At 68.1% G+C, this 17,184-nt stretch carries 18 protein-coding genes; 4 read left to right on the top strand and 14 right to left on the bottom strand.

The genetic code is table 11. The features are described from left to right. Positions 1–21 precede the first annotated feature (21 nt). Together IU514_RS18955 and IU514_RS10420 are read left to right on the top strand one after the other, a co-directional pair. The gene (locus tag IU514_RS18955) at positions 22–462 is read left to right on the top strand and encodes a hypothetical protein (protein WP_228760634.1); all 441 of its coding nucleotides are present in this window, start codon (positions 22–24) and stop codon (positions 460–462) included. 5 nt (positions 463–467) lie between these two features. Further along, on the top strand, positions 468–674 hold the full coding sequence (locus IU514_RS10420; protein WP_228760633.1) for a hypothetical protein: 207 nt from the start codon (positions 468–470) through the stop codon (positions 672–674). A 96-nt stretch (positions 675–770) separates the two neighbouring features. Here IU514_RS10420 and IU514_RS10415 read toward each other — a convergent pair whose 3' ends face one another. The 5 genes from IU514_RS10415 to IU514_RS10395 form a co-directional block, all read right to left on the bottom strand. Beyond that, the gene (locus IU514_RS10415) at positions 771–1,154 is read right to left on the bottom strand and encodes an EF-hand domain-containing protein (protein WP_194931041.1); all 384 of its coding nucleotides are present in this window, start codon (positions 1,152–1,154) and stop codon (positions 771–773) included. A 201-nt stretch (positions 1,155–1,355) separates the two neighbouring features. Further along, positions 1,356–1,823, bottom strand: a complete 468-nt coding sequence (locus IU514_RS10410; RefSeq protein ID WP_194931040.1) for a hypothetical protein — start codon at positions 1,821–1,823, stop codon at positions 1,356–1,358. Between the two features lie 180 nt (positions 1,824–2,003). Then, positions 2,004–3,167, bottom strand: a complete 1,164-nt coding sequence (locus IU514_RS10405) for a DUF1254 domain-containing protein (RefSeq protein WP_194931039.1) — start codon at positions 3,165–3,167, stop codon at positions 2,004–2,006. 18 nt (positions 3,168–3,185) lie between these two features. Beyond that, positions 3,186–4,619 (bottom strand): DUF1254 domain-containing protein, encoded by a 1,434-nt coding sequence (locus tag IU514_RS10400; protein ID WP_228760632.1) that lies wholly within the window; start codon positions 4,617–4,619, stop codon positions 3,186–3,188. Between the two features lie 140 nt (positions 4,620–4,759). Next, positions 4,760–4,966 carry a hypothetical protein gene (locus tag IU514_RS10395; protein WP_194931038.1) on the bottom strand — a complete coding sequence of 69 codons (207 nt, stop codon included), beginning with the start codon at positions 4,964–4,966 and terminating at the stop codon, positions 4,760–4,762. Positions 4,967–5,202: 236 nt separating this feature from the next. On the opposite strand from IU514_RS10395, the gene IU514_RS10390 reads away from it, so the two are divergent. Continuing rightward, positions 5,203–6,003, top strand: coding sequence for an NRDE family protein (locus IU514_RS10390; RefSeq protein WP_194931037.1), 801 nt, complete (start codon positions 5,203–5,205; stop codon positions 6,001–6,003). Positions 6,004–6,133: 130 nt separating this feature from the next. On the opposite strand, the gene IU514_RS10385 is transcribed toward IU514_RS10390, so the two are convergent. The 8 genes from IU514_RS10385 to IU514_RS10350 all read right to left on the bottom strand — a co-directional run bounded on the left by IU514_RS10385 (position 6,134) and on the right by IU514_RS10350 (position 12,962). Continuing rightward, positions 6,134–6,580, bottom strand: coding sequence for a hypothetical protein (locus tag IU514_RS10385; RefSeq protein WP_194931036.1), 447 nt, complete (start codon positions 6,578–6,580; stop codon positions 6,134–6,136). A gap of 14 nt (positions 6,581–6,594) precedes the next feature. Further along, positions 6,595–6,792: a PspC domain-containing protein gene (locus IU514_RS10380; protein ID WP_194931035.1), complete on the bottom strand. Its 198-nt coding sequence runs from the start codon at positions 6,790–6,792 to the stop codon at positions 6,595–6,597. Between the two features lie 79 nt (positions 6,793–6,871). Next, the gene (locus IU514_RS10375) at positions 6,872–7,255 is read right to left on the bottom strand and encodes a YfeK family protein (RefSeq protein ID WP_194931034.1); all 384 of its coding nucleotides are present in this window, start codon (positions 7,253–7,255) and stop codon (positions 6,872–6,874) included. Between the two features lie 7 nt (positions 7,256–7,262). Continuing rightward, positions 7,263–7,952, bottom strand: coding sequence for an SGNH/GDSL hydrolase family protein (locus IU514_RS10370; RefSeq protein ID WP_386761300.1), 690 nt, complete (start codon positions 7,950–7,952; stop codon positions 7,263–7,265). A 131-nt stretch (positions 7,953–8,083) separates the two neighbouring features. Continuing rightward, positions 8,084–9,160, bottom strand: a complete 1,077-nt coding sequence (locus IU514_RS10365; RefSeq protein ID WP_194931164.1) for a class III poly(R)-hydroxyalkanoic acid synthase subunit PhaC — start codon at positions 9,158–9,160, stop codon at positions 8,084–8,086. 8 nt (positions 9,161–9,168) lie between these two features. Then, positions 9,169–10,236: a class III poly(R)-hydroxyalkanoic acid synthase subunit PhaE gene (gene phaE / locus IU514_RS10360; protein WP_228760631.1), complete on the bottom strand. Its 1,068-nt coding sequence runs from the start codon at positions 10,234–10,236 to the stop codon at positions 9,169–9,171. A gap of 46 nt (positions 10,237–10,282) precedes the next feature. Next, positions 10,283–10,897, bottom strand: a complete 615-nt coding sequence (locus tag IU514_RS10355; RefSeq protein WP_194931033.1) for a CDP-alcohol phosphatidyltransferase family protein — start codon at positions 10,895–10,897, stop codon at positions 10,283–10,285. A gap of 238 nt (positions 10,898–11,135) precedes the next feature. After that, positions 11,136–12,962, bottom strand: coding sequence for a 3-hydroxybutyrate oligomer hydrolase family protein (locus IU514_RS10350; RefSeq protein WP_194931032.1), 1,827 nt, complete (start codon positions 12,960–12,962; stop codon positions 11,136–11,138). A 97-nt stretch (positions 12,963–13,059) separates the two neighbouring features. Here IU514_RS10350 and IU514_RS10345 point away from each other — a divergent pair, with 97 nt between their 5' ends. Continuing rightward, entirely contained in the window at positions 13,060–13,725 is a 666-nt protein-coding gene (locus tag IU514_RS10345) for a response regulator (RefSeq protein ID WP_194931162.1), read from the top strand. Positions 13,726–13,728: 3 nt separating this feature from the next. Here IU514_RS10345 and IU514_RS10340 read toward each other — a convergent pair whose 3' ends face one another. Further along, positions 13,729–17,091, bottom strand: coding sequence for a hybrid sensor histidine kinase/response regulator (locus tag IU514_RS10340; RefSeq protein ID WP_194931031.1), 3,363 nt, complete (start codon positions 17,089–17,091; stop codon positions 13,729–13,731). Between the last annotated feature and the right edge of the window lie 93 nt (positions 17,092–17,184).

Raw genomic sequence — 17,184 nt, 5'->3', positions numbered from 1 at the left:
CGCAGTCACCACGGAGGACCTATGTCCATCGCCATCATCACGGCTCCCCAGGGGCCTCGATCACAGGCCAACGGCCTGCCCCGGGAAGTCGTGTCGCAACTGGTCCAGCGCGCTTCACAGGCTGGAAAGACCGTTACCTTGTGCAGCTGCCGCAATGTTCCGGACGTGATCGAGAAGCTGCGCCGTACAGGCGACGACGGCACCGAGTTCCTGCTGCTGGACCCCGGCGTCCATGTGCCCGACGGCGATCTCGATGCCTGGCTGGTTCGCTCGGGGATCCCGTACATCGAAGTCCACGCCGACCATTCGCAGGCCGCGCAGGCCGCGCAGGCCGCGGCAACGGACAAGCCGCTGAGCGTGATCGACGGCTATGGCGCGCAGGGATATGTGCTGGCGCTGTCCATCGCCCTTGAACACCTCGGCTGTGCCGAATGCGAGAACGACATACACGTTGGCACCTGACTCGCATGCGCTACTGCTACTTCGCGGACTACGAAATACAGATGGGCGAGAGGCTGCGCATCTGGGGACAGGCCACACTGGTGCATGAAATCCCGGAAGGCGGCGCGCTGGACCCGGAGATCGTGCTGGCGCGCGTCCGGCAACAGGCGGCAACTGCTCACGGAACGCGCCCGTGCGAGGTGCGAATCAGGGCGTTGAACCGCCTCGACTGACGAATGCATCCCCCGGAACGGAAGTGCCCGGCCGCAATGCGGCCGGGCACTTCGACTCACGGGAGGCCGTGAACACTCACTGCCCGCGCGATTTCCTCACTTGCGCGGAGGATTGGCGAACAGGCCGGACGGCAGCTTCTTGCCGTGCGTCTCGTAGGCCGCCTTGACCGAGTCGTAGGACTCCTTCTCCGAGATGTAGCCGTCGCGGTTCACGTCCTTCTGGGCGAAGAGCGCTTCCTGGCCCGGGGCAACGGCGAGGAACTCGGCACGCGAAACGAGGGCATCGTTGTCGGTATCGACCTGGGCGAACTTCTCGTCGCCACACTGGCCTTCGCCGCACTTGCCTTCGGCCGCGGCGTGGCCGGCCGCCAGCATGTAGCCCTGCGCGAGCGGCTGCATGGCGAACGCGGAACCAGTGAGGACGAGGCCGGCCAGGGCAACGCCAAGCGCGCCGATGTTACGGGGGGTGTTACGGGACATCGTGATACTCCGGTGGGGGATGGTCGGACGACGGCATGACGCCGCTTCCGGAGCGGTATTCCGGGACCCGGAGGTATCGCGCAGGTGTCAGCCCGGCCGCGCTTTTGTCTGGAAACCTCGCAGCGGCCGCGCTGGATACATCCGGATACAACATGAGGCGGCCTTCACATCCAGCCTTGAAGGTGAGGCGCCATGCGCGGGTCAGCGCGATGACTTCGCCTTGTATGTCTGTTCCAGGTGCGCCAGGACGAACGCGAACCCCTCTTCGCTGTCCAGGGCCAGGTCGTAAGCGCGCTGGCCATTGAGCCGGCCGACGCGCAACCATTGTTCCGCACGCGCCTCGTAGGCGAGTTCCGACGCCGCCACCAACATCCTGTACCGCACCTGCCGCATCTCGAGCTCGTACGCAGTAAAGAAGGCGGGAAGGAAATCTTCGTTGTCCCGGAATATGGCACTGGCGGGCGTACCAGACGCCTGCTCGCCTTTGGTCAACACCGGGGCGATTGCCAGCAGGAGGTGGGCGGTGTCCTTGGCGAGGTTGGCGCGTTCCCGGGTGTCGCGACCCCTGTCCAGCCCCAGGAGGGTGGAAGCCCTGACCTGGCATGCCTCGTACAACTCGCCGAAGCTCAGTCCGCGAAAGCGATTCGGTTCGGGAGGACGTGCAGGCATGGGGGCCACCCGGGGCGGCAGTGTCTCGCCGCTCAAGCATGCGCCTCGTCCAACCCGGCTGCATCCCCCAAACAGGTCCAAGGGCGATGCCGGCCAACGCGCGCCGACAGGAGGCCTGCCGACGCCTGCCGGATGCCCTTGGTGCGGGTGTCGCGAAGCTCTATCGCGACATGCCGCGTATCAGCCTGCCTTGGGCTGCGCTTCCGGGAACTTCCACTTGCCGCTCAGCGCGTCCGCACGCGGTCGGTAGAGCCGGACCATGTAGTTCCAGCCGGGCATGATCGGCAGGCAGTTCGGCACCTGACCGTCACAACCACCGAACTGGATGTCCACGGAGCCGTCGGCATTGCGCTTGGAGGTGACGCTGTTGAACGTGTAGGCATTCTGCGGGTTGGCCTCGAAGTAGCCCTGCGCGTTGTACAGACTGATCGACCAGAAACCGTCGACCGGCACATCCGCCACATGCAGCTTGTAGACGGTCTTGCCGTCGTTCTTCGGCGGGGTGACGTTGAGGTAGACCGCGTCCTTGTCGGGGTTGCCACCCCAGGCCGCGGCGGAGTTGATCAGGCGCCGCACCGGGTCGACCTCGCCCTTGGTGCCGAAGCTGTGACGCGCATCCGGCAAGGTCGAGGCCAGCGTCAGCAACGCTTCGCGCACGCGTTTCTGGCTGACCGGATCCCACTTCGGGACCTCGAACGTGCCAGGACTGGCCTGCTCGACCTTGATCGCATCCTGCAACGCGTGCACCTGCTTCACGTCCTCGGGATTGTTCGGATCGACCAGGATGCGGACCGGGGTGGCGACGTAGCGGGTGCCGATCTTGTCGCGCGTGAGCGTGTATGTACCGGGCTTGTAGATGACCTGCGAGGTGTACTGGTCCTCGTCGATGACCTGCATCGACATGAAGCGCTTCCCTGCATCGGGCAGCGTAATCGTCACCGGCCCCGCATCCAGGTCGAACAGCGCGCCCGAATACAGCGTGTCGCGATTCATGCGGATCACGGTCTGCTTGTCGAGCGGCGTGGGCTCGCGGCGGTGGAAGAACTTACCGAAGCCGCCGTCCTTGGCGATCCCGGCGAAGTACACGTCGGACTCGGCGCGCACGAAGTTGTCGACCGTGACGGGAACGGTGCCGGGCTCGGACGCCGGCACGGCCGGCGCGGTGTCCCCAGCCGTGGGCGTCGTGGTTGGCGCGGCGGCAGCCGTGGTGGCGGCGGCCGGCGGCGCCGCCGAGGTTTCGGTGGGCGCTGCCGACTCGTTGCGCTGGCAAGCGGCAAGCGACAGCGAGATGGTGACGGCGAGCACGCCCGTCGGGAAGGGCAGCGTTGCGAGGCGAACGGTCATGACGGTCTCCGGGTTCGATCAGTTGGCTCGTTGCATGGGCGGCGCCTTCCAGCGTCCGTCGAGCGCTTCAGGCTTGGGCCAGTACACGCGCATCGCGGCGAAGAACGGGCCCTTCGGCGCCGGCAGCCAGTTGGCTTCCTTGTCCTTGCCGGGCGACTCGTGCTGGATGTAGAGCGTGATGCCGCCGTCGGCGTCCTTCTTCAGCGAAGGCAACATCGACGAGTTGATCAGGTAGCGATTCAGCGGGTTGGTACTGAGCAGACTGGACGGAAGCTCGTAAATCGTGACCGACCAGAACGCGTTGGCCGGCGGTAGCTGACCAGGAGCGAAGCGCAGGGTGTAACGGCTCGTCGATGCATCGAGTTTCCCGCCGGCCGCATCCGTGAAGTAGGCCGGGTACACCGCCTCTTCCTTGGAGTTGCCGTAGATGCCCAGCACCGCACTGGCCATGCGCCGGAGATAGTTGTTCTTCAGGAAGTCCCGGGTGCCGAAACCGTCGGCGCTGCTTTCTTCACCGGTGTCGAGCTTCGTCGTCTTGTATTCGCCGAACGCCTTCCACGCGTCGGCCATGCCGTCCTCGATGCCCTTGCGCTGCTCTGCAGGCAACGCCGCGACATCGAACGGCTTGCCCGCGCCGACGCCGATCTTGGCGAAACGCGCCATCAACTCCGTCTCGCTGGGATGCGTCGGACAGAACTGGAGAACGAAGTTGAGGATGCGGAAGAACTCGGGCGAGGTCTTCTGCTGCTCCGGCGTCAGTGGCGCGATGAAATCGATCTTCGGCGCCGGCGGCGGCGCGGGAGTACCGAGGAACGTCGACAACGGTTGCGCCTTGTAACCGGCCTGGATCTTCTTGACCCTCTCGATATCGCCAGCGTTGAACAACTGCGTACGGAACAGCACGAACGCCAGCTCCGTTTCCGAGCGGATCACGTCCTTGATGCCCTTGGGTGTCTCACCTTTCCAGTTGGGCCCCGCCAACAGATAGTTGCCCGCACCGTTGCCTGTGGCCCGGCTGCCGACGTAGGCGAAGTTGTAGGTGTACATGTCGATGAACTGCGCCGAGTAGTAGCGCCCCTTCTCGACGGCAGGCACCGATATCACCAGCGGCTCGGCGCGCAGGTCGGCGCCCAGTTGGGAATACGGCGTGTCGGAGTTTGGCGACTGGATCGCCTTGTCTTCGGGCGTGTAGACCCGCGCAGTGTTGTGGATCTCGTTCCACGCGCCCTTGTACTCGGGATTCTTCGGATCGGCGAAGTACGAATACTGGATGCGGTAGTTGTCCACCATCGGGAAGCCGTAGATGTAGGCGTCCTTGGCGATGGCGCGGGTGTCGTCCGCCGCAGCCGCCGGCTCAGCGGGTTTCGCAGCCGGAGCCACCGCCTCGGGTGGCGCCTTCTGGCAGGCAGAGAGTGCGGCCATCACGACCGTGATTGCCATGGCAATACGCATGCCGCGAATCCGCGGCATCGCCAGAACAGACATCAGGGGCTCCCGTTCGCCGACTGCCGGCGTCACCCGAACCGGGTAGGAGTCCATACCGATCGCCGGTAAGGCCGCGTGAAGGTGTGCCCTCCGCGGCCCAACGGCTATTACGGCAGCAGCGTCCCGAAGACGACGCGCGAGTTCTGGTCGTAGATGCGCAGCCAGACCGTCTGGCGGCGGCTCTCGGCCCACTGCTTGGCTTGCGGTAGCACCTGCGCCAGAGCGGCTTCGGCGGTGCCGAAGTCGAAGCTGGCCTCCGCGATCGGCGGGACCAGTTGGCGTCCGTCCTGGTGCGAAACTTCAACCCGGTACATGCAACGTCTCCACGTTTACTCGGATGGCACCGCGCGGGATCGCCCGCGCATCTGTGACATGCGGCAGATTGGCGGCATCCAGCTCGCAACGCTGTCGGCGCAAGGCGCTGACGGAGGTAGGACTTCCCCTACCCCATACTCTGATCACGCGGCCGGCGTCCCGTCGACCGGCCAAGGAGCAGGAGCGTGAAGAAACCCGACGTACGGCACCGCGCCCGCCGCCCGGCAGGCTGCCGATGTGCCTGATCGCCCTCGCCTGGGAGGCGCACCCACGCTACCGGCTGGCCCTGATCGCCAACCGCGACGAGTTGCACGCCCGCCCGGCCAGCGCCGCGGCGCCCGATCCCGAACGATCGGACGTCTACGGCGGGCGCGACCTGCAACAGGGAGGCAGCTGGCTGCTGGTGTCCACGCGCGGCCGCCTCGCCGCCGTGACCAACGTGCGTGCGGGGCTGTCGGCCGAGCCGATGCCGCGCTCGCGCGGCGCGCTGGTGCATGACTTCGCACATGGCGAAGCCGGCAGTGAGGAATATCTCTCCGCGCTCGCCGATACCGCCGCCGAGTACGGTCGATTCAATCTTCTGGTCTGGGATGGGCGCTCGCTGCGCTTCGCCAGCAACCATCCGCAGTACTCGACGCATGCGGTAGCACCGGGGCTTCACGCGATGTCGAACGGAGCGTTTGATGCGGCGTGGCCGAAGAGCGGACTGGCGATGAGGGCGCTTGACCGCTGGCTGGAGCAGCCGCTGGACGATGCCGCCAGCCCCCGTGAACTCACCCCGCTGTTCGATGCGCTGGCGGACACGACGCCCGCACCGGACACCGCCCTGCCCGATACCGGCGTCGGCCTCGATCTGGAACGCGCCCTGTCGCCGCCGTTCGTGCGCAGCCCGCGCTACGGCACGCGCTGCAGCAGCGTGGTGTTGATCGACGGCCAGGAAATCACTTTCGCCGAGCGCCGGTTCGGACCGGACGCCATGCCCATCGGGGAAACGCAGTCGGTGCTGGCGATCGGCGTCACCGAACGCCGGACATAGAGAAGGCCCAGTCTCCAGGGTTCGTGTTGATCCCGAGTGGCTGAGCCTTCCGTATCGGAGCGTAATGAACGTTGGCGTCCAATACCTTCTCCGACGCGTCGAACTTATCGCACCGTGCGTTACCGCCCGGTCAAGATTGGCTGAACGGCCACCAGCCACGTCCGGTGCGCGCATAGCGGTCGGCGGCGCGCTCGAAGCGATTGCGCACGCTGATGCCGCCGAACACCAGGTAGAGCGGCAGGAACAGCGGGCCGAGCACGAGGTACTGGTAGACGTGCGCGCGCTCGTGGTCGGCCAGCACGATGGGCGGCTCCGCACCATGACCCGCGCGATGTGCGTACGTCACGCACGGCGAGTCCAGATCGTCGCCGGTATGGACGATGACGTTGCCGAAGGTGATGGCGCCGCCCGGACCCCAGGGCCACTTGTGGAATACCAGCGCGAGTTCGCGCCGGCGCCAGTGCGCGTGTGCGCCGAACGGCAGGCCGACGGCGCCGAGCAGCAGGCCGATCAGTGTGTTGGGCAAGGTCCAGATCGCGCCCAGCGCGATCAGGAGACGCATCAGCAACGCACGCATGGCGGCGCTGCCGGTCAGTCGCCTTCCGGCATCAGCAGCCACAGGATCAGGTAGACCAGAATGCCCGGGAACGCCGCCGAGGCGATCGAGACGATGACGAAGACCGCCCGGAGCAACGTCGAGTTCCAGCCGTAGCGCTGGGCGATCCCGCCCATCACGCCGGCGATCATGCGGTCGTGCCGCGAACGGGTGAACGGACGCGATGCGTTCATGCCGATGGATCCCTGTCGGAAGACGTCCTCAGTCTAGCCAATCGCATACCGGGTCGTGATGTGACCAACGACACGCCTGTCATGGCGCGCGGCGGATCTCCGCCAGCCGGGTGTTCAGCCACCTGGCCGAACTGACCGCCGCCGCATTCCCGCAGCGCACCTGGTAGGCCTGCCCGCTGATGCTGCTCTGGCTACCGGCACGTTCGATGAACTGCTCGGCGCTGGCGACCATGTCGCGCTTGCGCAGCCATTCGTACTTCTTGCGCAGGTGCGCCTGCGCGTCAGTGGCGGCGTACCAGCGGCCGTTGCGCTGGAACTGGCAGCCGGAGCCGCCCAGCGCGGAGATCAGCTGGTCAATCTCGCGCTGGGCCTGCGGCGGCGGTGCAGCGAAGGACGCCGTCGCGGCAAGCAGCGCGAGCGATGCGGCGAGAACGAAGCGCGGCAGCGATCGGATCGGGGTCATGCCGGGATTACAACCCGGCCAGCCACGGCCTGACCACACCTGCCCAGATCATGTAGCCGCTGCTGTTCATGTGCAGGCGATCGTCGACGAAGAGTTCGGCGCGCGGGCGCCCCTGTCCGTCGAGCATCGGCAGGAACACGTCCAGGTAGTCCACGCCCTGCTGGCGGCCGGCCCATTCGCGCACCAGTGCGTTGGCCTCGCGGGCCTGCGGCATCAGCGCCTCGCGGGCCGGGCTGGGCTTGATCGACACGAATGCAATGCGCACCTGCGGCTGCGACTCGCGCACCTTCGCCACGAACGCAGCGAAGTCGTCGCGCACCTGCTTCGGCGTGCGGCCTTCGGCCAGGTCGTTGTCGCCGGCATAGAGCACGACCGCGCGCGGCTGGTATGCGGTGACGATGCGGCCGGCGAAGTACGTCGCATCGCGGACGCGCGAGCCACCGAAGCCACGGTTGATCACGGGCACGCCCGTGAAATCGTCGCCAAGCGAGTCCCACATCCGGATCGACGAGCTGCCGACGAACACCACGCTGCCTGCGCGGCGGCGCACGAGGCTGTCGGCCTGTTCGAACGCAGCGATCTCGGGCTCGAACTGCGCCGAATCAGCGGCCTGCGGTGCGACGGATTGGGAGTGAGCCACCGGCGCGGTACTGCAGCCGGCGAGCAGGACAAGACAGAGCGACAGCAGGACTCGAATCACGGCAACGTTCCAGTAGGGGTGCGCGATTCTGTCACGGCGCGCGCGCTTCGACCGCGCACCTGCGTCACTGTCTTCATCTTCCGTATGGCGCGATGCAGGCAAGGCGCCTGCACCGCGCACGCGAGGCCTCAGCGCGAGCGCTGCGCCAGCCAGTCGTGGATCGCACCCGGGACTTCGCGCTGCGCACGGCTCGACACATAGATGCCGATGTGCCCGCCCTTGAACGACACCTCGCTGTAGTCGTCGGTGCCGACCAGGTCGGCCAGGGCGCGCGATGAATCCGGCGGAACCAGATGGTCCTGTTCGGCGTAGATGTTCAGCACCGGCATGTCGACATTGCGCAGGTCGACGCTGCGGCCGCCGATGTCGATGCCGCCCTTGATGAAGCCGTTGCCCTGGTAGAACTGCTTGACGAACTGGCGGAACGCCTCGCCCGCCTGGTCGGGCGAATCGAAGATCCACTTCTCCATGCGCAGGAAGTCTTCCAGCGCCTTGCGGTCGTCGAGCACGTCGACCATGCCGACGTACTTCTGGACGAACAGCCGCCACGGCTTGAGCGTGAGGTAGCACCAGTTCATCACGTCGGCCGGCACGTTGCCGAGCGTATCGACGAACAGGTCGACGTCGAGGCCGCGCGTCCAGTTGGCCAGCATGTTGTCGCCGGTGTGGAAGTCCACCGGCGTGACCATCGTGATGAGGTTGCGGACCTTGGCCGGATTGAGCGCGGTGTAGCACAGCGAGAACGCCCCGCCCTGGCAGATGCCGAGCAGGTTGACGGCGTCCATGCGGTACTCGTGGCAGAGGTGGTCGATGGCGCCGCCGATATAGCGCTGGATGTAGTCCTCCAGCTCGAGATAGCGGTCGGAGCGGTCGGGATAGCCCCAGTCGAGGATGTAGACGTCCTCGCCACGCTCGAGCAGGCCACGCACGATCGACTTGTCCGCCTGCAGGTCGACCATGTACGGCCGGTTGACCAGCGCGTAGACGATCAGCAGCGGCACCTTCGCGGTAGCCGCGCGCTCGCCGCGGAAGCGGTACAGCACGACCTTGCCGTCACGCCAGACTTCCTCACGCGCGGTGGCGCCATAGCCGATGTCCTCGACCTGGTGCAGCGTGTCGAGCCCTGCGCGCAGCTTGGACTGGAAGCGAAGCGATTCCTGCGCCAGCGATTCGACGGTAAAGGCCAGCGGGCCTTGCGGATTCATCGGGTCCATCAGCGCTTCTCCTTCGCCGTCCTGGCCACCTTGCGCGCGGCGGGCGCTGCCTCGGCGGTGGTCGATGCAGGTTTCGCGACCGCCCGCGCTGGACGCTTCGCAGGTTTGGCCTTCGCCTGGGGATCTGCGGCCGGTTCGGCGCGACTGCCGCGCGACGCCGACTGCTGCACGGCGTCGCGCAGGCGGCGCAGTTCGCGCTCAAGCTGCACGATCTTGCGGTGCGCCGAATCCAGTTCCGTGCGGGTGGGCATGCCCCACTGCGCGCTGGCCTGCTCGACTTCCTTCTGCAGGCGTCCGCGCAGCGTCATCTGCGAGTTGACCAGGGCGGCGTAGGCATCGCGGAAACGCGGCGACAGCGCGACGTCGGCATAGGCTTCCTCGGCCGCGTCGATCCACAGGTCGAACAACGCGCGCACCGATTCGAGCTGGCGTCCGGGCTCGCTGCGTTGGGCCAGCTTGCGTTCGAAGCGGACGAAGGCATCCTGTCCCGCTTCGGCCAGCAGCGTCTGATACGCCTGGCTCTGCTCCTGCATGTTGAGTTGCGCCTGCGCCAGTTGTTGCCAGCGCTCCTGGTGCTCGCGGGCGAAGCCGAATGCCGGCAACCCCAGCCACTCGCGCCCCCGCGCCTGCCAGGGCTGCTGTTGCAGCCACGGCGCGGCCTGCGCGAACCACTGCGACGGGTCGGTCTGGCCACTGCCGGGCATCATGCCGAGCATGTCGGCGAACGGGTTGGCGCCATGGCCGCCGAGCGCCTGCTTCCACGCCGACGCGATGTCGGCGGCGCTGGCGTTGCGGCCGGCGAACTGCGCGGCCAGCTTCTGCATCTGCCCAAACCAGCCCTGCGCCTGCTGACTGAAACGCGAAACCGCCTCATCGCCCGCGCCGGTCCCGCCCTGCGCCAGCTTCGACCACCAGTTCATCGCGTCGTTCCAGCCCGGCATGCCGGGCGCGGCCGTCGCGGGAGCCGCAGCGCGCAACGCATCGCCCCAGGCATTCCAGTATTGCCGGGACCAGTTCTCGAAATCGTCCATTCGCTCGCCTTCGCCGTCTACGCTGGGTCCCATCATGGTACCAACGCGGTGTTGCGATGCTGAGACGGGCAATCGCGACCGCTCAGGGCTTGGGGATGTGAAGTGTCTTGCTGATCATCAGCGAGCCCGACAGTGCGAACATCAGCACCAGCGGATGGAACTGCCATGGGCCCAGCTTGACCATGCCCAGCCACAGGTTGGACCCGATCGCACCCTGCCAGGCAGCGATCGCCAGCACGACGACCAGGACCAGGCTGGTCGGGATCGGCGTGCCCTCGAAATACTTGACCTTGTCGCCGCCGCCGGACAACTGCTCGGCCGTCACGTTGTAGCGCGCCAGGCGGCTGACGCCGCAGCCGACGAAGTAACTCAGCACCACCCAATCCCAGCCCCCCTGCAGACCGCAGGCATAGGCCAGCGATGCCGGCGCGACGCCGAAGGAGATGATATCGGCCAGCGAATCCAGCTCGCGCCCGAGCGTGGACGCGGAATTGCGCCAGCGCGCCACGCGGCCGTCGAGCGCGTCGAAGATGAAGGCCAGCGGGATCAGTGCCATGCCGATCAGCAGGTCGCGGACGACGCCGTCCTGCAGGAAACGCATCGCCGCGAAGATCGCGCCGGTGCCGCAGAAGGCGTTGGCAAGGGTGAACCAGTCGGCGAGGTGGAAACCGCGCAGCATGGAAAAGTGGCGAGGCATGCGGCGCTCCAACTCCATCGAAGGCCGACAGCCTGCCAAACGTGACGTTAAACCGGCAAGAGGGACGTGCGTACCCACCCTTCCCGGGCGCACCCACGCCGGTCGCCCTGAGCGTAGCTCAGCGAAGTCGAAGGCAGGCCGGACCTACGTCTCCCGCTCGTCCATCGACTTCGGCGCTGCGCGCCTACGCTCAGGATGAACGGTGAAGACCTGCCTGTCGGATTGGGAGCGCGCGCGATCAGCGCGGCGGCATCGCCAGGTTCGCGGCCTGCAATGGCGCGCCTGCGCGCGGTGTCGTGGCAATCACGGCATCCGCGGGCAACCCGGCCTTGCCATCGAGGTGCGCATCGACGCGGTCCAGCGCTTCGTAGACGTACGGGAGCAAGGGCACGTAGCGCGAGCCGTAATCCGGCAAGCCGAGGAAGGCGTCGAAGTGCTGGGCGTTGCGGACCTGCCAGTAGCGCACGTCGCGCCCGGCCGTCTTGGCCCAGCGCACATAGGGCGCGCTGGTGAAGGCCATCGGGATCAGGCCGTCGTCGGTGCCATGGATGACGACCACCGGTAAACCCTCGCGCGGCAGGCCGGCCCGGGTTTCGGCGATGCCCTTGCGCACGCGCAGTGCGTCGGCGCTGTCGCCCTGCCACAGTTCGCGGAGACAGCGCAGTGTGCGCAGGGGTTCGGTCGGATGCTCCTCGATGATGTTGACGCCTGCGCCCGGCGGAATGCCGCTGGCATCGGACCACCATGCCGCGCGCTCGATGGCGGTCGCCGCACGCGGGCTGAAGTCGGCGCCGAGTGCCGAGTAGCGGTTGCCGCACGGCATCTCGCCGAAGGCATAGCGGCCATAGGCCGAGGCATACGGCACGGCCACGGCGCGCCACAGGTCGAATCCGACTGACAACGCGCCGGCGCGCAGCGCCTCGTCGGTCCAGCCGGCAAACTTGAGTTGATCGTAAGCGGACTTCGACTGCGCGGCGGTATCGGCGCCTTCGACCAGCCCGGCGTCCTTGAGCAGCGCGCAGCGTTGCGTCCACAGCGGCGTTGCCTGGGCCGCGAGCGGCGGTTGCGGCAGGCCCTGCAGGTGCAGCAGCGCGCACGGCATCAGCAAGGCCGCCTGCGTGGTGTAGTCGTAGAGCGCGCGACTGCCCTCGCCTTCGACCAGCACATTGGGCTCGCCGGCGACAACGCCGTCCAGCCAGTCGCTGTCGCCTTCTGCCGCGCGCAGCACCGCACCGCCACCGTTGGAGATGCCCGCGGCAATGACGCGGGTGTTGTCGAAGGTGAACGGTGCCGCCTGCGGGAAGGCCTCGTCGAGCGAGCTAAGCGCGAACTGCGCCGCCTGCTTCACGTGCCGGCCCCAGTCGGCCTCGGGGTTGTCCTTCGAATGCGCATGCTTAAAGGCGACCCCACGCACGCCCGGGGCGGCCGACGGCGCGTCGGGTGCGAAGGCGAGCCCGGCCGTGGCCGGGGCGGCGACGGTGCCGTCGGCATTGATGCCCTGCCCGGCGTCGAGATCGAAGTAATCCGTACCCGCGCCCTTGTCGGTGTATGCGACGGCACACCCCTTCGGCAGGCCCCAGGCACCTGCAACGGCGATCGCGCCATAGATGCCGCGCGAACCCGACGAAGCCGCGACCACAACGCAGCGCTTCTTCGTGTCGAACGCATCGGGCACCTGCACCAGCACGCGGTGCGGCTGGCTTGCACCCGGTACCGTGGCGAGCGCGCTGAACTCGCGTCCCGGCACGGCCGCAGTGCTGCCGTAAAGATCGCCGTAGCCACCGCCCGGAGCGAGGTCGGCGATGCCGCGCCAGTTGCTCCATAACGCGCGGCGGCGCAGTTCGGCGGGCGCCGGGTGCTCCGCATCGGCGAATGCGGGCGGCACCATCGCACGCAACCCGCTCAGACCGAGGCCGCCGGTGAGCAGGTCGTCGCTGCCACGATGCTCGGTAACGCGCTGGGCGGTGAACATCGGCGCGGACTCCTTGGCGACGCGCTGCGTGGCGCAGGCCGCGAGGGCGAGGACCGCCGAAACGGCGGCAATACGAAGCGGAAGATGGCTCATGACCGCAGCCTAGCAAGGCCGTGGCATGCGCTCATCGTACTTTGGTACCAGTGCGAAGATCGCCACGCAGCCCGGCGTGCTTGCTAGGCTAGGGCCGATGCCCACGCTGCTGATCGCCGACGACCATCCGCTGTTCCGCGCCGCGCTGCGTCAGGCCGCGGCCGATGCCGTGGCCGACACGCGCGTCAGCGAAACCGACAGGCTCGAAGGCGTGCTCGCCGCGCTCGAAGCCGACCCCGGCATCGACTTGGTGCTGCTGGACCTGCACATGCCGGGCAACCACGGACTCGCCGGCCTCGCCGCGATCCGCGCGCAGTACCCGGGCGTCGCGGTGGTCGTGGTGTCGGCCAATGACGACCCGCGCGTGGTGCGCCGCGCGCTCGACCACGGTGCAGCGGGCTACCTGCCCAAGAGCGCGGGTCTGGACGAACTGCGCGACGCGATCCGCGCCGTGCTCGCGTGCGAACAATGGCTGCCGGCCTCGCTGCGGGCGTCGGTGGCGCGCACTCAGAGCGCCAGTGGCGACGCCGACCTCGCGGCGCGCCTGGCGAGCCTGTCGCCACAGCAGTTCCGTGTGCTGACGCTGGTGGCGCAAGGGCTGCTCAACAAGCAGATCGCCGATCGCCTGGACGTGCAGGAACGCACCGTCAAAGCGCACCTGTCGGCCATCTTCGACCGCCTCGGTGTGCGCAATCGCACGCAGGCCAGCGTGGTGCTGCGCGAACTGGAACTGGTGGATCCGGCGCGGCAGATGGCGGGCTGATACCTACGCGGGCTGCAGTTCCCGCGCTGCCAGCAATCGATCGAGCACCGATTTCAAGGCCAGCGGCTTGGCCGGTTTGCCGAGCAGCGACAGCCCGGCCTCGAGCACGTCGCGCCGCACCGCCTCGCTGGCGTCGGCACTGAGGATCAGCGCGGGCTGTGTACCGAAGCGTTCGCCCAGCCGTCCCGCCAGCGCGACGCCGGTGTCGCCGTCGTCGAGGTGGTAATCGAACAGCCAAAGGTCGGCTTGCGCGACACGCATGCACGCTTCTGCCTGCGCGCCGTCGTGCGCGGTGGCGACCTCGCAATCCCAGCCGCGCAGCAGCGCCGCCAGCGATGCAAGAGCAGCTGGATCGTTGTCGACCAGCAGCACGCGTCGTCCGGCCAACCCGCGCTTACCGGAGGATGCCGGCACCGGCGCCGTCTGACGCACGAGCCGGGGCAGCCGCACCGCGAAGGCGGTGCCGTGTCCGATTCGGCTGCGCAGCGTCAGCGGTGCGTCGAGCAACTGCGCGATGCGGTCGGCGATGGACAGGCCCAGCCCGAGCCCCTGCCCCGGCGCGTCCTCGCCACGGCGGAACTCCTCGAAGATGACCTTCTGTTGTTCCGGCGCGATGCCCGGGCCGGTGTCCAGCACTTCGATGCGCAGATGCGTGCCTTCGTGGCGCACGCCCAGCAGCAGCCCGCCCTCGGCGGTGTAACGCACCGCGTTGGCAAGGAAGTTCTGCAGCACGCGCCGCAGCAGCTGCGGGTCGCTGCGCGTCCACGCGCGACTGGGCACGTAGCGGAACGTGAGGCCGCGTGCAGACGCAATCGCGCCGAACTCGGAGGCCAGCGGCTCCAGCACTTCGGCCAGCGGGAACTCGCGCAACTGCGGCACCAGGCCACCCGCCTCCAGCCGCGACATGTCGAGCAGGCCGGTCAGCAGGTCGCCCGTGGAATCCAGCGCGCCGGCGATCTGCGCCACCGTCTCGCCCTGTGCCGACGTCAGCGGGCGTCCGGCACCGAGCTGCTGCGACAACGCATCCGTGAAGAGCTGGGCCGCGTGCAGCGGCTGCATCAGGTCGTGGCCAATCGCTGCGAGGAAGCGGCTCTTGGCTTCATTGGCCCGTTCGGCCTCGCGCTTGGCGATCTCCAGCGCCGCGGTACGCTCGACGACGCGCTGCTCCAGCGTCTCGTTTGCCTGGATCAACCCGGCCTCGGCGCGACGGAACGCGGTGACGTCGGTAAACGTGGCGACGAATCCGCCGCCCGGCATCGGATTGCCGCGGATCTCGATGATGCTGCCGTCGGGCAGCACGCGTTCGGACAGGTGCGGCGTGCCCGCGCGCATGTAGGCCAGGCGTCGCTCCAGTCCGCGCTCGAGATCGCCGTAGCCGAGCGGCGGCAGGCGCAGCATCGCCCAGCGCGCGAGATCGGCGATCGGACGCCCGACCTGCAGCATCTCCTGTGGAAAGCCGAAGAGCTCCGCGTAGCGGCGATTCCACGCCACCAGCCGCAACTGCGCGTCAACCACGCTGATGCCCTGGCTCATGTTCTGCAGCGCCGCCTCCAGCACGCGCTGGTTAAAGCGGAAGTCCGCGGTGGCCTCGCCGACGATCGAAGCGATGGTGTCGAGGTCGCGGCCGGTGTCGCGGCGTGCGGCGTCGAGCAGCACGCGCGCCGAGGCCGAACCGAGCACCGCCGCAAGTTCGCGTTCGATAGCCGCTTCGGTCGCCGGCGTGACCGCGCCGTTGGTCGGCGCATCGCGCAGCAGTTCGGTCACGCGCTCGCGCGGCAGGAAGCGCAGGCCGGCCGCGCGCAACGTGCGTGCGTCGAGGCCGCGATCGCTGCGATGAGGCGTGGGCCGGCGCCAGATCGCGGCCAGTACGGTCACCACGGTACCGGCGAACAGGCTTGCGCCCACCGCACGACCGAGTCGGCTCCATCCGGTCAGGCCGAACATGCCCTCCGGCGCCAGCCAGGCCCATCCGAACGGGCCCTCCTGCAGCCATGCGGGGGAGACGCCGCGCGCAGCGGACAACATCGGCACCAGCAGGATCCACGCCCACACCGCAAAGCCGGCGAGGATGCCGGCGACCGCCGCGCGCGGCGGCGTCTGCGGGCGCCACACCGCGAACGCCAACGCCGGCGCCAGGGTCGCCAGTGCCGAGAACGACACGGCGCCGACGTCGGCCAGAGCGTCGTTGCCGACCACCAGCCGGCTGTAGGCCCAGGCCAGCAGCATCGTCGCGACGATGCCGGTACGACGCAGCATCAGCACGCGCCCGCGCAGATCGCCGCCGCCGGCATGCGACCACGCACCACGCAGCAGGCCCGGCGCAAACCAGTGGTTGCCGATCATCAGGCTCAGGGTCAGCGTGCTGACCACGACCATTCCGGTCGCCGCGCTCAGCCCTCCGAGGAAGGCGAACAGCGCCAGTGCGTGCTGGCCCTGCGACAGCGGCAGCGCCAGCACATACAGGTCCGACGGCACGCCAGTACCGCGCAACATCGCGTCGCCGGCCTTGGCCAGCGACAGCACCGGTAACGCGATCAGCACCAGGTACAACGGGAACTGCCAGCGCGCGGTACGCACATGCTTCTCGTCGCGGCACTCGACCACGCCGACGTGGAACTGGTGCGGGAGCATGAACATCGCCAGCGCGCCGAGCAGCACCAGCGGCGCGAAACCGCCCGAAGAGCGCGGCGGCGCGGCCGCTGGCACGTCCGGCAGCGCATCCAGTCCGAACCAGACGAACGCGCCCAGCGCCAGCATCGCCGCAAGCTTGAACAGCGACTCGAACGCCATCGCCAGCACCAGTCCGCGATTGTGTTCCGCGGCACGGGCATGGCGCGTGCCGAACAGCATCGCGAACAGGGCCATCGCCAGCGCCACGTACAACGCGCTGTCGCGCCACCAGGGCGAGGCGGCCTCGTCGAGCGAGCGCGTGGTCAGCATCGCGAAGCTCATCGCCACTGCCTTCAGCTGCAGCGCGATGTATGGGATAAGTCCCAGCGCGGCGACCAGCGTCACTGTCGCCGCGAGCCACGCGTCCTTGCCCAGGCGCGTGGCGATCAGGTCGGCCAGCGAGGTCGCGTTGCTTTCGCGCGACAGCCGCACCAGTTGCATCATGAATCCGTACGCCAGCACGTACAGGACGATCGCGCCGAGGAACGTCGGCGGCAGCGGCCACCCGTAACGCGCGGCCTGCGTGACCGTGCCGTAGAACGTCCACGAGGTGCAGTGCACCGCGAGCGACAGCGCGTAGATGTGGCGCCAATGGCGGGCGAGTGCCGCAGGCTGGCGCTCGGCGTACAGCGCCGTGCCGAACATCAGCGCGAGCCACGCGATGCCCGCCAGCGCGACCGCCGCCAGGCTCAACATGCTTCAGATCCCCGGGGATAGCCCCGCGCTGCACCGCTCGCCATGCTTCGTCCCCTGCCCGCTTTGCAGGATAGCCAAAAAACGACGGCGGGC

It is taken from the genome of Lysobacter niastensis (assembly GCF_015453285.1).
Taxonomy (GTDB): domain Bacteria; phylum Pseudomonadota; class Gammaproteobacteria; order Xanthomonadales; family Xanthomonadaceae; genus Lysobacter_J; species Lysobacter_J niastensis.
Note: the sequence above shows the minus strand (reverse complement) of the source record. Positions and strands in the feature narration are given on the sequence as shown.

Coding starts and splice junctions, on each gene's coding strand:
- IU514_RS18955 (WP_228760634.1), top strand. CDS start 22: ATGTCCATCGCCATCATCACGGCTCCCCAGGGGCCTCGATCACAGGCC.
- IU514_RS10420 (WP_228760633.1), top strand. CDS start 468: ATGCGCTACTGCTACTTCGCGGACTACGAAATACAGATGGGCGAGAGG.
- IU514_RS10415 (WP_194931041.1), bottom strand. CDS start 1,154: ATGTCCCGTAACACCCCCCGTAACATCGGCGCGCTTGGCGTTGCCCTG.
- IU514_RS10410 (WP_194931040.1), bottom strand. CDS start 1,823: ATGCCTGCACGTCCTCCCGAACCGAATCGCTTTCGCGGACTGAGCTTC.
- IU514_RS10405 (WP_194931039.1), bottom strand. CDS start 3,167: ATGACCGTTCGCCTCGCAACGCTGCCCTTCCCGACGGGCGTGCTCGCC.
- IU514_RS10400 (WP_228760632.1), bottom strand. CDS start 4,619: ATGCGTATTGCCATGGCAATCACGGTCGTGATGGCCGCACTCTCTGCC.
- IU514_RS10395 (WP_194931038.1), bottom strand. CDS start 4,966: ATGTACCGGGTTGAAGTTTCGCACCAGGACGGACGCCAACTGGTCCCG.
- IU514_RS10390 (WP_194931037.1), top strand. CDS start 5,203: ATGTGCCTGATCGCCCTCGCCTGGGAGGCGCACCCACGCTACCGGCTG.
- IU514_RS10385 (WP_194931036.1), bottom strand. CDS start 6,580: ATGCGTGCGTTGCTGATGCGTCTCCTGATCGCGCTGGGCGCGATCTGG.
- IU514_RS10380 (WP_194931035.1), bottom strand. CDS start 6,792: ATGAACGCATCGCGTCCGTTCACCCGTTCGCGGCACGACCGCATGATC.
- IU514_RS10375 (WP_194931034.1), bottom strand. CDS start 7,255: ATGACCCCGATCCGATCGCTGCCGCGCTTCGTTCTCGCCGCATCGCTC.
- IU514_RS10365 (WP_194931164.1), bottom strand. CDS start 9,160: ATGAATCCGCAAGGCCCGCTGGCCTTTACCGTCGAATCGCTGGCGCAG.
- phaE (WP_228760631.1), bottom strand. CDS start 10,236: ATGATGGGACCCAGCGTAGACGGCGAAGGCGAGCGAATGGACGATTTC.
- IU514_RS10355 (WP_194931033.1), bottom strand. CDS start 10,897: ATGCCTCGCCACTTTTCCATGCTGCGCGGTTTCCACCTCGCCGACTGG.
- IU514_RS10350 (WP_194931032.1), bottom strand. CDS start 12,962: ATGAGCCATCTTCCGCTTCGTATTGCCGCCGTTTCGGCGGTCCTCGCC.
- IU514_RS10345 (WP_194931162.1), top strand. CDS start 13,060: ATGCCCACGCTGCTGATCGCCGACGACCATCCGCTGTTCCGCGCCGCG.
- IU514_RS10340 (WP_194931031.1), bottom strand. CDS start 17,091: ATGTTGAGCCTGGCGGCGGTCGCGCTGGCGGGCATCGCGTGGCTCGCG.